The organism is Acinetobacter amyesii (genome assembly GCF_002018365.1).
Lineage (GTDB): Bacteria > Pseudomonadota > Gammaproteobacteria > Pseudomonadales > Moraxellaceae > Acinetobacter > Acinetobacter amyesii.
Window position 1 is genome coordinate 462,103 of sequence record NZ_MVKX01000001.1, and the last position, 13,572, is coordinate 475,674.

13 protein-coding genes are annotated in these 13,572 nt (G+C 41.2%); 2 read left to right on the plus strand and 11 right to left on the minus strand.

Features of this window, described 5'->3' with window-relative positions:
• Position 1 precedes the first annotated feature (1 nt).
• From lpxK to B1202_RS02290, 9 genes are all read right to left on the minus strand, one after another.
• On the minus strand, positions 2-1,015 hold the full coding sequence (lpxK, locus tag B1202_RS02250; protein ID WP_078188953.1) for a tetraacyldisaccharide 4'-kinase: 1,014 nt from the start codon (positions 1,013-1,015) through the stop codon (positions 2-4).
• Between the two features lie 3 nt (positions 1,016-1,018).
• Positions 1,019-2,746, minus strand: coding sequence for a lipid A export permease/ATP-binding protein MsbA (msbA, locus tag B1202_RS02255; protein ID WP_078188954.1), 1,728 nt, complete (start codon positions 2,744-2,746; stop codon positions 1,019-1,021).
• The gene (locus tag B1202_RS02260; RefSeq protein WP_078188955.1) at positions 2,746-3,168 is read right to left on the minus strand and encodes an ExbD/TolR family protein; all 423 of its coding nucleotides are present in this window, start codon (positions 3,166-3,168) and stop codon (positions 2,746-2,748) included. Before B1202_RS02260 ends, msbA begins: the two co-directional genes overlap by 1 nt.
• 13 nt (positions 3,169-3,181) lie before the next feature.
• The gene (locus B1202_RS02265) at positions 3,182-3,823 is read right to left on the minus strand and encodes a MotA/TolQ/ExbB proton channel family protein (protein ID WP_078188956.1); all 642 of its coding nucleotides are present in this window, start codon (positions 3,821-3,823) and stop codon (positions 3,182-3,184) included.
• A gap of 31 nt (positions 3,824-3,854) precedes the next feature.
• Positions 3,855-4,742 carry a ParB/RepB/Spo0J family partition protein gene (locus tag B1202_RS02270; protein ID WP_078188957.1) on the minus strand — a complete coding sequence of 296 codons (888 nt, stop codon included), beginning with the start codon at positions 4,740-4,742 and terminating at the stop codon, positions 3,855-3,857.
• On the minus strand, positions 4,739-5,521 hold the full coding sequence (locus tag B1202_RS02275; protein ID WP_078188958.1) for a ParA family protein: 783 nt from the start codon (positions 5,519-5,521) through the stop codon (positions 4,739-4,741). The genes B1202_RS02270 and B1202_RS02275 overlap by 4 nt, the downstream gene beginning before the upstream one ends.
• Before the next feature lie 24 nt (positions 5,522-5,545).
• Positions 5,546-6,178, minus strand: coding sequence for a 16S rRNA (guanine(527)-N(7))-methyltransferase RsmG (gene rsmG / locus B1202_RS02280; RefSeq protein ID WP_078188959.1), 633 nt, complete (start codon positions 6,176-6,178; stop codon positions 5,546-5,548).
• A gap of 84 nt (positions 6,179-6,262) precedes the next feature.
• Positions 6,263-6,952, minus strand: a complete 690-nt coding sequence (gene murU, locus B1202_RS02285; protein WP_078188960.1) for an N-acetylmuramate alpha-1-phosphate uridylyltransferase MurU — start codon at positions 6,950-6,952, stop codon at positions 6,263-6,265.
• Positions 6,952-7,965 carry an aminoglycoside phosphotransferase family protein gene (locus B1202_RS02290; protein ID WP_078188961.1) on the minus strand — a complete coding sequence of 338 codons (1,014 nt, stop codon included), beginning with the start codon at positions 7,963-7,965 and terminating at the stop codon, positions 6,952-6,954. The genes murU and B1202_RS02290 overlap by 1 nt, the downstream gene beginning before the upstream one ends.
• Before the next feature lie 120 nt (positions 7,966-8,085).
• Between B1202_RS02290 and B1202_RS02295 the strand changes: the two genes are divergently transcribed.
• Both B1202_RS02295 and B1202_RS02300 read left to right on the plus strand, forming a co-directional pair.
• The gene (locus B1202_RS02295; protein ID WP_078188962.1) at positions 8,086-10,557 is read left to right on the plus strand and encodes an LPS-assembly protein LptD; all 2,472 of its coding nucleotides are present in this window, start codon (positions 8,086-8,088) and stop codon (positions 10,555-10,557) included.
• A complete protein-coding gene (locus tag B1202_RS02300; protein ID WP_078188963.1) occupies positions 10,557-11,864 on the plus strand; it encodes a peptidylprolyl isomerase in 1,308 nt (435 codons plus the stop codon). The genes B1202_RS02295 and B1202_RS02300 overlap by 1 nt, the downstream gene beginning before the upstream one ends.
• Positions 11,865-12,018: 154 nt before the next feature.
• On the opposite strand, the gene hfq is transcribed toward B1202_RS02300, so the two are convergent.
• On the minus strand, positions 12,019-12,531 hold the full coding sequence (hfq, locus tag B1202_RS02305) for an RNA chaperone Hfq (RefSeq protein ID WP_078188964.1): 513 nt from the start codon (positions 12,529-12,531) through the stop codon (positions 12,019-12,021).
• A gap of 92 nt (positions 12,532-12,623) precedes the next feature.
• A complete protein-coding gene (gene miaA, locus B1202_RS02310) occupies positions 12,624-13,568 on the minus strand; it encodes a tRNA (adenosine(37)-N6)-dimethylallyltransferase MiaA (RefSeq protein WP_078188965.1) in 945 nt (314 codons plus the stop codon).
• Positions 13,569-13,572: the final 4 nt, after the last annotated feature.

Here is a 13,572-nt window from a genome sequence, read left to right on the forward strand (position 1 = left end):
ATTAAATGCCTTCGGGAAGTTTCAGACCCAGTTGTTTCAACTGCGCATGCAAAGTTTCATAACACGCAGGTGACAACACTGCATCTACAGGAACAACCCATATTTCTCTTTTAAAATCTGGATTATTTTTGAGGATCGCTAAAATTTTAACTGCATCTTTTTCAGTGGTAATGATGGGATTGGCATCTTCAAACTGCAAATCACTCAGTTCATATTCATAATGATCTGGGAATTCATGACATTGAAATTGATGAATCCCCATATTTTCTAAAGTTTTATAAAATCGTTGCGGAAAGCCGATACCCACCACGGCATAAAAATCCTTGTTTGCATCAAATGTCGTCACAAGATCTTTATTAAGTAAATAAGGCTGCGCCGCTTCTAGGTGCATATTCAGTGGAGAACTTGGATCTGCTGAATGTTCAATGACCGTCCCACTGGCAAGGCGCTTTTTCGGTTCACGCAAATAGCCTTCGGGTAATAATTTTTCATTGCCTAAACCACGGTTATTATCCAGCACGATCCACTCCAACTGACGTTGAAGCGCCCAATGCTGCAAACCATCATCGCAGATGATCAAATCCAATTCATGCTTAGATAGCAGTAACTCAATACTTTGCTGGCGATTTGGACCGACCGCCATTGGCACACCTGTAGACTGAACGATTAAGCTCGGTTCATCACCCACGATTTCAGCCGTCGAGTCTAAATCCACATAGGCCGGAAATGGTCCTTGACCACCATAGCCACGACTGATCACACCAACACGCAGCTTTAAGCTATTTAAATAACTGACCAAGTGGATGAGCAATGGGGTTTTTCCACTTCCACCCACTGTGATATTTCCTATGACCATGACTGGAATAGGAGCTTTATAGCTTTGCTTAATACCTGATTGATAGAGTTTTTTATTGAGTAAAAAGCCGCCACGATAAAGCCATGACAAAGGTCTAAACACAACGAGCCACTTTGCCTGTTCATTCCAAGCATCCTGAATCAATTGTGCAAAAGACATGACTTAATTTTCCTCAAAATTACGCTGATGAAGTTGGTAATACGCACCACGTTGTGCCATCAATTCCGTATGCGAACCTTGTTCAATAATACGCCCTTTATCCATCACTACAATACAGTCTGCATTTTCAATGGTCGATAAACGATGTGCAATCACGATCGTGGTACGATCTTGCATCGCAGCGTCAAATGCTTGCTGAATGAAAAATTCAGATTCGTTATCTAGTGCACTGGTCGCTTCATCTAAAATTAAGATCGGTGCATTTTTCAAAATGGCACGTGCAATCGCAATCCGTTGACGTTGACCACCGGATAGATTTAAACCTTGGGCACCCAATGGCGTGTCATAACCTTGCGGTAAATCCATAATAAAATCATGTGCAAATGCAGCTTTAGCAGCAGCAATGATTTGCTCATCTGTTGCATGCTCGAGTTGACCATAAGCAATATTTTCACGCACAGTACGGTTAAACAAAACCACTTGCTGATTAACCATCGAAATCTGAGTACGCAAGCTATTGAGTTCTATGTCGTGAATATCATGCTGATCAAGCAACAACTGTCCTGACGACACCTCTTGGTAACGCACCAACAGATTGACCAGTGAGGTTTTACCTGCACCTGAACGCCCAACCAATGCAACGGTTTGCCCTGCATTGACTTTTAAATTGAAGTCATGAATCGCATGGTGACCATCAGCATAGATCAAATTAACATTTTTAAATTCGACATCGCCTTTCAAAGAAGGCTTAAGCGTGCCGTTATTCACTTCTTCAGGCATATCAAGCAATTCAAAAACTGAATAAGCTGCTGCCATGCCTCGTTGTAGTTTTTCGTTGACATCCGTCAGGGTTTTAATCGGCTTACTCAACATACCTGCAGCAGTAATATAGGCAACAAACTCACCTGCTGTTGTATCTTGTAAAATCTCTGGGCGTAGCGCGATGTACATCACGATACTGAGCGCAATCGACATAATCAGCTGAACAATCGGGCTATTGAGTTGTTGCACCACGACCATCTTTAAGCCGCGGCGTAAGTTCTCCATCGAGCTTTCATAAAAACGTTTTTGTTCATAATCTTGCCCTGCAAAGCCCTTCACTACTAGGTTGCCTTGCACAGTCTCTTGTACCACATGGTTAACATCACCCATGGTACTTTGTACTTGCATGGATAATTTACGCATGCGCTTAGACGCTTTACGGATAATCAGACCAATAATTGGGCCAAAAATCAAAATACACAGGGTTAAACGCCAGTTGGTATACAGCAAATAACCCAATAATGCGATGGTAATCAGACCCTGTTGTACAATCGTTTTCAGTGACTCAGACGATGCCGCCGTCAACTGTTCAACGTTATACATAATTTTTGCAGTGATATGACCGCTCGAATTATCTAAATAATATTGCGAAGGCAAACGCATGAGTTTTGCGAATACTTGCTGACGAATATTAAAGATTAAGTTTCGAGAAATCACTGCGGTAAAATATCCCCCCATGAACAAACCGAGTCCACGGAAGAACATCAATAAAACCACCAAGAGTGGAAATAAGGTTGTAAAGCTTTGATCTTTGTTTTGAATGGCTTCAATAATGCGTTCCAATAATTTTGCGACAGAAACTTCTGTCGCAGCATTAATACCGAAACCAAGCAAAACCAGCAGGCCGATTCCCCAAAAAGGTTTTAAATAACTTAATAGGCGTAAATAGACCTTAAAATCGTGCTTCACTAATAACCTCGAGTTGGAACTTTGGTACTGATGTTGATATTCACAAATCCAAGCTGACCTGCAACATCCATCACCCGAATCACATCTTGATGTGTTGCTTTTGCATCTGCGGCAATCACAAACATTAAATCACGACGATCATTGGCTGTCTGTTTAATTGCAGTATTCAAATCAGAGACTTCTTTACTGACCAATGACTGACCATTGACAGAATAATGTCCCGATGAATCCACCACAACTTCAATCTTTTGATCATAGTTTTTAGGCGGAACACCCTGTGCATCTGGCAAAGTCAGGTTCATTCGACTCATTTGGTTAAAGGTGGTCGAGAGCAACAAGAACACCAAAATGAACATCAAACAGTCAATCATCGGTGTGAGGTTGATATGAATATCTTCAACCTGACGACGTTTAAATTTCATGCGCAGTCTCCACTCAGCTGGCTTTCTGAATGTCCTGACTTTCTACTTCAGGTGTTTTTTTATAAAACAAAGCGGCATGAAATAATGTCGACTGCTGTTCTAACTCAGCCACATATTCCTGAACCAAACGTTGGAAATAACGATGCGCAAATAATGCAGGCACAGCAATTAACATACCGGCAGCAGTGGTAATCAAGGCTTTTGAAATACCCGGCATCATTAACACAGGATCACTATTGGTACCAATATCAATCATTAAGAATGCTTCAATAATACCGATCACCGTACCCAATAAACCCAGTAACGGTGCAACAGCGCTTAAAGTGCCCAAAAAGTTGATATTTTTTTCTAAATAACCAATTTCTTGTGACGCTGTGACTTCCATTTGCGCACGTGCATATTGCTCGTTTTGATCTTTACTAGCGTAACCTGCGCCCAATACACGACCCAATGTACTTTGCTGTAAAGTTGGACTTTGCTTTAGCTGTTGAACCACATCTTTCACCGATGTGTTTACATTCATCATCAAATCTTTTGGTAACACCATAGATTTTTTTAAACGAATAAAGCGTTCAATGGTAATGGCTACCGTAAAGATCGAACAAATGACGAGCGGGATCATTAACCACCCGCCCGCTTTGACTAATTCCCACATTTGATTTTCCCCAATAAATCGAATTTAAAAATTATTCAGCTAGACAAATATTTAAAATGCCATCTAGCTCTTCAAGAGTATGGTAGCTAATCACAAGCTTGCCTTTCCCTTGTTTATTATGATCAATTTTCACATCTGCACTGAAACGATCAGAGAGACGTTGTGTCAGTTGTTGAATGTCTGATGAAACACTTGGTTTGGCTTTTTGTAGTTTTGGTGCATTCAAATCACGAACAAATTGTTCGGTTTGACGTACAGACATACTTTTTTCAATCACCATTTCAGCAACTTTAAGCTGATCTTTGGCTTTTAAGGTCAAGATCGCACGTGCATGCCCCATATCGAGCAAACCTTGCTGCATAAAGTCTTTGACTTGATCCGCTAGAGACAAGAGGCGTAGCAAGTTACTAATCGTGGTACGTGCTTTACCAACCGTGTCAGCAATCTCTTGATGACTTAAACCAAACTCATCATGGAAACGTTGCAAAGCCATGGCTTGATCGATTGGGTTCAAATCTTGACGTTGAATGTTTTCAATCAATGCCAAGGCAATTGCCACTTGGTCACTCAAGTCACGAACAATGGCAGGAACTTCAGTTAAACCTGCAAGCTGAGCCGCACGCCAACGACGCTCACCAGCAATAATTTCGTAGGGATGCTTTTCATCTTCAACAGGACGAATCACGATTGGTTGCATGACACCATGCTTTTCAATCGATGCAGCAAGTTCTTGTAAATCTTGTTCTTTAATGAAACGACGCGGTTGATACTCGCCGCGTTTCAATAAATGCACATCAATTTGTTTTAACTGTCCATGATCTAAAGCTTTTGCTTCGAGCTGTAGTTTTTCTTTTTGGATTGAGCCGAGTAAGGCATCCAGACCACGACCTTTAGCCAGTCCGCGTTTTTTTACGGTCATGCTTTAGTTCCTTTTTTTACTTTGGTTTTTTTTAACATCTCAGCTGCCAAGTTCAAATAAGCAACTGCACCCTTCGAGCTTTTTTCAAAATAAATTACTGGCAAACCGTGCGCAGGCGCTTCAGCCAAACGAATATTACGCGGAATGACCGTGTCATAAAGTTTCTGACCGAAGTATTGTTCAAGCTCAGCAGACACATCACGTGTTAAGGCATTACGCGCATCGTACATGGTACGAAGCACACCCACGATCTCTAGATCTGGGTTTAAAGCTTGCTGAATACGATCAATGGTTTGGGTTAAATCGGCCAAACCTTCCAAGGCATAATATTCACACTGCATTGGAATCAGCACCGCACGTACCGCTGCAAGTGCATTGACAGTGATCAAACTTAAACTTGGCGCACAATCGACAATAATATAGTCGAAGTCTTTTTCAACACTTGCCAACGCTTCACGTAAAATAAACTCACGACCGTCTTGATCCGCAATCGCCAGTTCAACGCCGGCTAAGTCACGGTTTGCACCTAAAACTTTATAGCCTACTTCCGCTTTATAAATAGCGGTTTCAATTGGCACTTCACCAAGTAAGACATCGGTGACTGAATACAACAAATCATTTTTTTGAATGCCTGAACCCATCGTGGCATTGCCTTGTGAATCCATGTCCACAAGTAAAACTCGTTTTTTTAATATGGCTAAAGATGCAGCCAAGTTCACAGCCGTTGTGGTTTTACCTACGCCACCCTTTTGGTTTGCAATCGCAATAATTTGAGCCATGGTAACCCCAGTCCTTTGAAAATTTTAAATACGTTTAAGAAAAATTAAATGACGCTGCTCATCAAGTCGTGGAACTTGTAATGCAACGATATCAATCTTGAAATCACTTTTCAGTGTTTCAACTTCTTCTTCAGGAATTAAGCCTTTCATCGACGCAATAATACTTTGCTCATGCATATACGGTTTAGATGCATCCACAAAATCCGTTAACGATGCAAAAGCACGACTGGTGATCACATCAAACTGACCCAGTTCATTAATGCTGTCTTCATTTTCGACACGTGTTTGTACCGCAATGACATTTTTTAGTTTTAAGTCAGCAATAAATTGTTTTAAGAATCGAATTTTTTTACCGTTGGCATCTAAAAGCACACATTCACGTTCAGGCTGACACAGCGCAATGATCATGCCCGGCATGCCACCACCTGTACCGATATCCAACAAACGACCTGCAGGCAAATCATTTAGGATACTTAAGCTATCCAATAAATGCTTAACCAACATTTCTTTAGGATCACGAATAGCGGTCAAGTTATACGCTTTGTTCCACAGCACTAGGGCATCTTGGTATTTCAGCAATAGATTTAATGCTTCTTCACTCAAATCTAAGCCAAGCTTTTGACTACCTTGCTTTAAGTCTTGAAAAAAAGGATGCATAAAGAAGACATCTCAATAAAAATTAACTGAAGTATACCGATTTCTAAGCCGTGGAACAGTAGCTAACGCTTAGCGAATATGCACTTAATCGAACATGCCTTGGCGAATCTGTAGATCTAGATCACTTAAACGCTCAGGTGTGCCAACATCAACCCACGCAGTTTGCATTTTCTCTGCAGAAATTTTTCCATCCAACATGGCTTGTTTCAATAAAGGTGCGAGCGGACGCTTACCAGCTTCCAATCCATCAAACATATTTGGATGTATAACTGCGATCCCACTATAGGTGAGTGCCTCGCCTGTATGTTCTTGCTCAAAGGTATAACTACGCCCTGCATCCAAGACAAAATCACCCTTTGGATGTTGCGTTGGGTTAGTCACATAAACTAAGTGTGCCAAGTCATCCTTCAGCTCAACATTCAGCAAAGCTGAAAAATCGTAGGTCGTCCAAACGTCACCATTCACCAAAATAAATGGTTCAGTCCCAAGCAAAGGCAAGGCATTAATGATGCCACCAGCTGTTTCCAAACCTTCCGCTTCACGTGTCCAACGAATATCTACACCAAACTGCGAACCATCACCCAAAGTACCAATCAGGATATCTGCAAGCCATGCAGAATTGATGATGATTTCAGTTACGCCAATTTTTTTTAGCTTTTCTATATGCCAAACAATCAGTGGTTTTCCACCCACTTCAAGCAAAGGCTTTGGCTTATACAATGTTAAAGGGCGCATCCGATTTCCGATACCCGCCGCTAAAATCATGGCTTTCATTATGCAACAACCTCATAAGTGCCGTATTTGGCTTCAAATTTCGGCAATACTTTAGCCTGAATAAATTGCATAAAAGGTTGTAATTCTGCATACGGTTTACTTTCTTCGAGTAAATACCACATCACGCGTGGTAAATCTTTGAGATAACCCGATTTACCATCACGCTCAAATAAGCGCACAAAAATACCTAAAATTTTGATATGACGTTGAATCGCCATGAGGTCAGCGTCTTGTTTGAATTGCTCAAAGCTACGACCATCTTTAGCCGATGCAGGTAGCAAATCATAGAACGTTTTAAACCATGCATAAACGCGATCTGCATTCCACTGCACATAAGCATCACGCGTGATTGAGATCAAATCATAAGTATCTGCACCAATCACAGCATCTTGGAAATCAATCACGCCCTGATCTTGTTCACCGTCGAGCACCATCAAATTACGGCTATGAAAATCACGATGCACAATCACTTGAGGCTGAGCCAATGCTGCATTGGCTAAGATAGCAAAGGTACGTTTAATGAGTGCCGATTCTTCTGCAGTTGGCTGCACTTGTAGAGATGGCAATAACCAATCGGTTAACAGCTCCATTTCAGAAATCAGCTTTTCATAGGCATATGCAGGAAAATGAGCAGCACCATCAATTGACTGTAATTGAATCAACTGTTTAAAACTTTGAGCATAATGCGCGTCTACTGTTTGATCATTTAACAATGTAGACAACAAAACATCACCAAAATCTTCCAATAATAAGAAGCCTTGATCGAGGTCTTTGGCCACGATATGCGGCACACGCACGCCATGTGCATCAAAAAATTCATCAATCGACACAAAAGGACCACAATCTTCTTTTTCTGGTGGTGCATCCATGAGCATAAATGTTTTATTATTCAATTTGATTCGTGCATAACGACGGAAGCTTGCATCGCCTGCTAAGAAGTTAATTTCAAATTGATCTGAACCGAGTACAGATGAAATCCATGTTTGTATCAATTGTTCACGTTGTGTATTCATTTGCGATAAATTCTAATACAGGCTGAGTTTTTAAAGTGCTAAGTGTAGCTACTTATCAACTTTTTCTCTATGATGCGACAATAATTAATTGCGATTAAGCATACCTGGTTAATGAGACAAATGAAGCATCAGTTTAAATTTAATCCTTTAGCGACTGCGATCTTAACCCTTCTATGTGGTAGCTCGTTACCAAGCTATGCAGCACCTGTTTCAAACCCGTCCACGGATGACGATACAGAACAACTCAAACAAAGCATTTCAGAAGCTTATCCGGGGCAGCAGTTCTTCGAACAATATTATGTCGATAAGTCTGCACCTGAAGCACAGATTCGCAACACCAATCAGTTAAGTTCAGCGTTTTGTACTGGCACGTGGATTACCCCTGTTGCGCCAACGACAAAAGCGGTCGCACCTGAAGATGCAACCTCTACCATTACCGCAGACTATGGTCATTTTGACCCGAATGGCGATTCCATTCTTGAAGGTAATGTTTTGATTGACCAAGAAGGTCGTCAAATTCGTGCCGATCAAATCAAAATTGATAAAACCCAAACCTATGCCAATGCTTCTGGCCGTGTGCAAATGGCACAGTCAGGGCTGATCTCTCAAAGCGATTCAATTGATTACAATTTAAAAACCCAACAGGGTGATTTAAATAACAGCTTCTTTATTGCAGAACAGCAGCATGCACATGGTCGTGCTGAAAAAATTTCACGCACTTCAACCGAAACACTTGAATTAGAAAATGCGGTATATACCACTTGTCCACCCGATGAAAAACCAACGTGGAAAATTCAAGCAGACAAAATTAAGCTGAATCAAGAAACCGGTCGTGGCGAAACCAAAGGAACAACACTTTATGTAAAAGATGTTCCTGTCATGGCTGTACCCTACTTCAACTTCCCGATTGATGACCGTCGTACCACAGGTATTTTGACCCCAAGCTTTGGTTTTACCAATGACGGTGGTATTGAACTTGCAGTACCAGTTTACCTAAACCTTGCACCAAACTATGATGCTACGGTAACGCCACGTTATATCGCAGACCGTGGTGCAATGATGGAAGGTGAATTCCGTTATTTGACCAAAAACTTTGGTTCAGGGATTGTGTGGGGTGGTTATTTACCATCCGACCAAAAGTATGATGATCAAGATCGTAAAGACTTACATTTCCTTCATAACTGGAAAATTAACGATCAATTCACGACAAATTTAGAATATAACTATGCATCTGATAAAGACTATTTCTCAGATCTCAATAATAATCCAAACTCAAAAACTGACCTGAACTTACGCCGTGCATGGGAACTCAATTATAAAAATGGTATCCCTGGCCTAAAAGCACAGCTTAAAGTTGAAGACTTCCAAACACTGGATAAAACTGTCAGTGATGAAGACCGCCCGTATGCGCGTTTGCCGCAATTCCTACTGAACTACAAGACTGGTAATCCGCTCGGCTTACAGTACGAATTCAACAATGATACGGCTTACTTCAAAAAGAACTTACGTAGTAACAATATTCCAAGCAGTACTGGCGATTCGCCAATGTATGAGCCAAGCGGTGCACGTATTTATAACGACTTTAGTGTGCGTTATAACTATCGTACTCCTTGGTCATTTGTGATTCCTGAAGCAACGATTCGCAATGTCAACACGATTTACGATCAAGACACCGTTAATGCACAAAACATTAGTTCATCAAATGAAAGTAAATCGGTCGTTGTACCGCAATTTACTTTAGATGCGGGTCTTGTGATGGAGCGCGAAGGTCGTTATCTACAAACCTTAACGCCACGCTTCTTCTATGCGTATTCTCCATACAAAAACCAAGACACTAACCCGAACTTTGACTCAACTACAGCGTCAATTAACTATGACCAATTATTTAGCCCGCGTCGCTTCTACGGTAATGACCGTTTAGAAGACAACAACTTCGCATCTCTAGGCTTAAGCTATAGTTTATTTGATGATGTAGGTCTTGAACGTTTAAAAGCCAGCGTTGGTCAAAGTTTCTATTTTGAAGACCGCCGCGTCACGCTAAACAACGTCTCTGATAAATTTGATACCGAACGCCATACTGGCCCTGTCGTGAGCATTTCTAGCCAACTATCTGACAGCATCAGTGTGAATGCCAATTCTGCATGGATGGCGAATGGTGATAATGCTCAGCGCGACATTCAAATGTATTACACAGGAAATAAAGGCAATTTATACAATGTCGGTTATTTCTACCGTAAAGACATTCCGAACCGCCAAGACAGCTATGACCAAGCAGTAGCATCGTTTATTCAACCTATTCACAATAACTGGCGTATTATCGGTCATGCACAATATGACCTCGACAACAGTATTGCGCGTGAATATTTACTTGGTGTGAACTACGAGTCATGCTGCTGGGGTGTTTCAGTTTATGGTCGTTCGTACTATAACGATTTAGATGATGTAACATCATCAGATGTTAAACCAAAACGTGCCATTATGGCGGAGTTCACTCTAAAAGGTTTAGGTGGCTTCAACAATAAATTAACCTCTTTGCTTGAAAACCGAGTGTTGGGTTTTAACAATATTAATCAATCTTGGACAGAACGTTAATGAAGACAAAACAGTTAAAACAAATTTTTAAAGCATCAGCTTTGGCACTTTGCCTATCGACTTCTGTATCTGTATTTGCTGCTGCGCAACCTAAAGATGAAATTGTAGCTGTAGTTGACAATAGCGTGATTCTACGTAGTGATCTTGATCAAAGCATTGCCGAGATCACTCACCAACTTCAAGCAAAAAAACAAACCATCCCACCGACTGAATATTTGCAGCAACAAGCTTTAGAACAACTAATTACGCGCCAAGCACAACTTGAACAAGTGAAACGCTACAATGTCAAAGCGGACGAAAAATCGCTCAATGAAGCCGTACTTAAAGTTGCAAAAGATGCAGGTTCTCCAAGTTTAGAAGCGTTTCAGCAAAAATTAGATGCTGTTGCGCCAAACACTTATGCAGGTTTACGTGCACGTATCGCTGAAGACATCGCTTTACAACGTCTACGCCAACAGTTGGTCACTTCTCGTATTCAAATCAGTGACCAAGATGTGAAAAACTTCTTAAGCTCACCACAAGGTCAAGCTGCTCTAGGTAATCAAGTCCACGTCTTACATGTACGCGTTGCTAGCAGTGATAATGCCGTTAAAATCGCTGAAGACATTCGTAAAGAACTTGCAGCAAGCAACGATGTTAAAGCGATTACCAGCAAATACAGCACCAAAGACATTAAAGTTGACGGTGCCGATATGGGCTTCCGCAACTTATCTGATATTCCAGATGAACTTGCTGCACGTGTAGCACCTTTGCAAGTTGGTCAAACCACTGAACTGATTTCAGTACGTGATGGCGTTCATGTTTTAAAATTGGTCGACCGTAAAGGTGGCGAACAAAAAGCCATTGTTCCTCAATATCAAACTCGCCATATCTTGATTCAACCTTCTGAGGTAGTGAGTCCAGAAAATGCCAAGCAAATGATCGACAGCTTGTATATCCGCCTGCAAAAAGGTGAAGATTTTGCTGTCTTGGCTTCAACATTCTCGAATGACACCGGTTCTGCTGCCAATGGTGGTAGTTTAGGTTGGGTTAGCCCAGGTGTTATGGTTCCAGAATTTGAAGCGATGATGAAATCAACTGCGAAAGGTGAAATCAGCAAACCCTTCCAATCTCAGTTTGGTTGGCACATCCTGCAAGTGACCGATACACGTCAACAAGACATGACTCATGAAGTACAAGAACGTATGGCACGTCAGATTTTAGGTGAGCGTCAATTTGACACTGAACTGGACAGCTGGTTACGTGAAATTCGCAATAATGCCTATGTTGAAATTAAAGACCCTGCTCTAGATCGCAAAAAGAAATAAGTGAATAAACAAAAAACCAGCTTCGGCTGGTTTTTTTATGTCGATTCTTATCATCATTCGGCGTTGTAGTAATTATTAAAAACCCAGCATTTAAACCATCTACTCTTTTTATAGGCAAAAAAAACCTCCCATTTGGGAGGTTTTTTTAACTCAATTAACGATTGTTGTTTTCGTCGTCTTGAGCATCTTCAAATTTAGTTTCGCCATCAAAACCAGCATTTTGACCGCCGAAGCCACCTTGACCACCGAAGCCACCTTGACCACCGAAGCCACCTTGACCACCGAAGCCACCTTGACCACCGAAGCCACCTTGACCACCAAAGCCACCTTGACCACCAAAGCCACCTTGACCACCGAAGCCACCTTGACCACCGAAGCCACCTTGTTGACCGCCGCCGAAGCCACCTTGTTGACCGCCAAAGCCAGCAGCGCCTTGAGCACCAGCAGGAGCACCAGCAGGACGTGGGTTACGTGCTGGAACAACAGTTGAAATAGCATGTTTGTAAACCATTTGGCTTACAGTATTTTTTAATAAAACAACGTATTGGTCGAAAGATTCAATATGACCTTGTAATTTAATACCGTTTACAAGGAAGATCGACACAGGAATACGTTCTTTACGGAGAGAATTTAAGAACGGATCTTGTAAAGTTTGACCTTTAGACATGTTATAACTCCAAAAAATAATAAAAATCAGCGCAAAAGCTACCTTTACTTTTCAATTAAAAATTATCAAAAAGGTAGTCTGTAAATTTTGCTTTATCCGTAGCACTTTCGCAAGTCTTCTTGAGCCTGCTGCGCAGTTAAATATGTAGTAAATTTATGCGTTTCTTGCAAAGATCTTAACCAAGTATATTGACGTTTTGCAAGTTGTCGTGTTGCAAAAAGTGCCTTATCCTCCATTTCGCGCTGTTTTTCGCTACTTTGATCACTATTTTTCAAAAAATCTAAAGCTTGACGATATCCAACTGAGCGCATAGAGGGTAAATTTTCATCTAAATCGTATTTTTCAATGAGAGCTTTCACTTCATTTAAAAATCCAATTTCCCACATTATTTTTAGACGCTGAGCTATACGCTCATGTAATTCTAATCGGTCGGGCAATAATGCGTAATTATGAAAATTGTAACGGTATGGTACGTTTTTAGGTTGCTCAGCTTGTAACTGCGTAATGGGTTTACCGGTTAACTTAAAAACTTCGAGCGCACGAATGATCCGTTGCTTATCACTCGGTTTAAATTTTTCACCTGCCAATGGGTCGACATGGCACAGTTCCGCATATACAGCGTCCCAACCTTGCGACTCAGCTTTGGCTTCAATTTCTGCACGTACAGCATAGTCTGCACTTGGTAAGTTTGAAGACAACCCTTCCAATAAAGCTTTGTAATACAACATCGTACCACCGACTAAAATCGGTGTTTTACCTCGTGCATGCATATCATCAATCAGTACACACGCATCTTCCACAAAGTTCGCTGCTGAATACACTTCTAGTGGACTGATAATATCAATCAAATGATGTGGATATTTCTCCAACTCAGCTTTACTCGGCTTGGCCGTACCAATATCCATATCCTGAAAAACCAAAGCAGAATCGACAGAAATTAATTCGAATCCACCTTGCTCGTACAGTTCACATGCCAAGGCGGTTTTACCGCTTGCAGTTGGTCCCATTAAGTTGATGACCGGCAATTGATTTGACATGTAA

Coding starts and splice junctions, on each gene's coding strand:
- lpxK (WP_078188953.1), bottom strand. CDS start 1,015: ATGTCTTTTGCACAATTGATTCAGGATGCTTGGAATGAACAGGCAAAG.
- B1202_RS02260 (WP_078188955.1), bottom strand. CDS start 3,168: ATGAAATTTAAACGTCGTCAGGTTGAAGATATTCATATCAACCTCACA.
- B1202_RS02265 (WP_078188956.1), bottom strand. CDS start 3,823: ATGTGGGAATTAGTCAAAGCGGGCGGGTGGTTAATGATCCCGCTCGTC.
- B1202_RS02270 (WP_078188957.1), bottom strand. CDS start 4,742: ATGACCGTAAAAAAACGCGGACTGGCTAAAGGTCGTGGTCTGGATGCC.
- B1202_RS02275 (WP_078188958.1), bottom strand. CDS start 5,521: ATGGCTCAAATTATTGCGATTGCAAACCAAAAGGGTGGCGTAGGTAAA.
- rsmG (WP_078188959.1), bottom strand. CDS start 6,178: ATGCATCCTTTTTTTCAAGACTTAAAGCAAGGTAGTCAAAAGCTTGGC.
- murU (WP_078188960.1), bottom strand. CDS start 6,952: ATGAAAGCCATGATTTTAGCGGCGGGTATCGGAAATCGGATGCGCCCT.
- B1202_RS02290 (WP_078188961.1), bottom strand. CDS start 7,965: ATGAATACACAACGTGAACAATTGATACAAACATGGATTTCATCTGTA.
- B1202_RS02295 (WP_078188962.1), top strand. CDS start 8,086: ATGAAGCATCAGTTTAAATTTAATCCTTTAGCGACTGCGATCTTAACC.
- B1202_RS02300 (WP_078188963.1), top strand. CDS start 10,557: ATGAAGACAAAACAGTTAAAACAAATTTTTAAAGCATCAGCTTTGGCA.
- hfq (WP_078188964.1), bottom strand. CDS start 12,531: ATGTCTAAAGGTCAAACTTTACAAGATCCGTTCTTAAATTCTCTCCGT.
- miaA (WP_078188965.1), bottom strand. CDS start 13,568: ATGTCAAATCAATTGCCGGTCATCAACTTAATGGGACCAACTGCAAGC.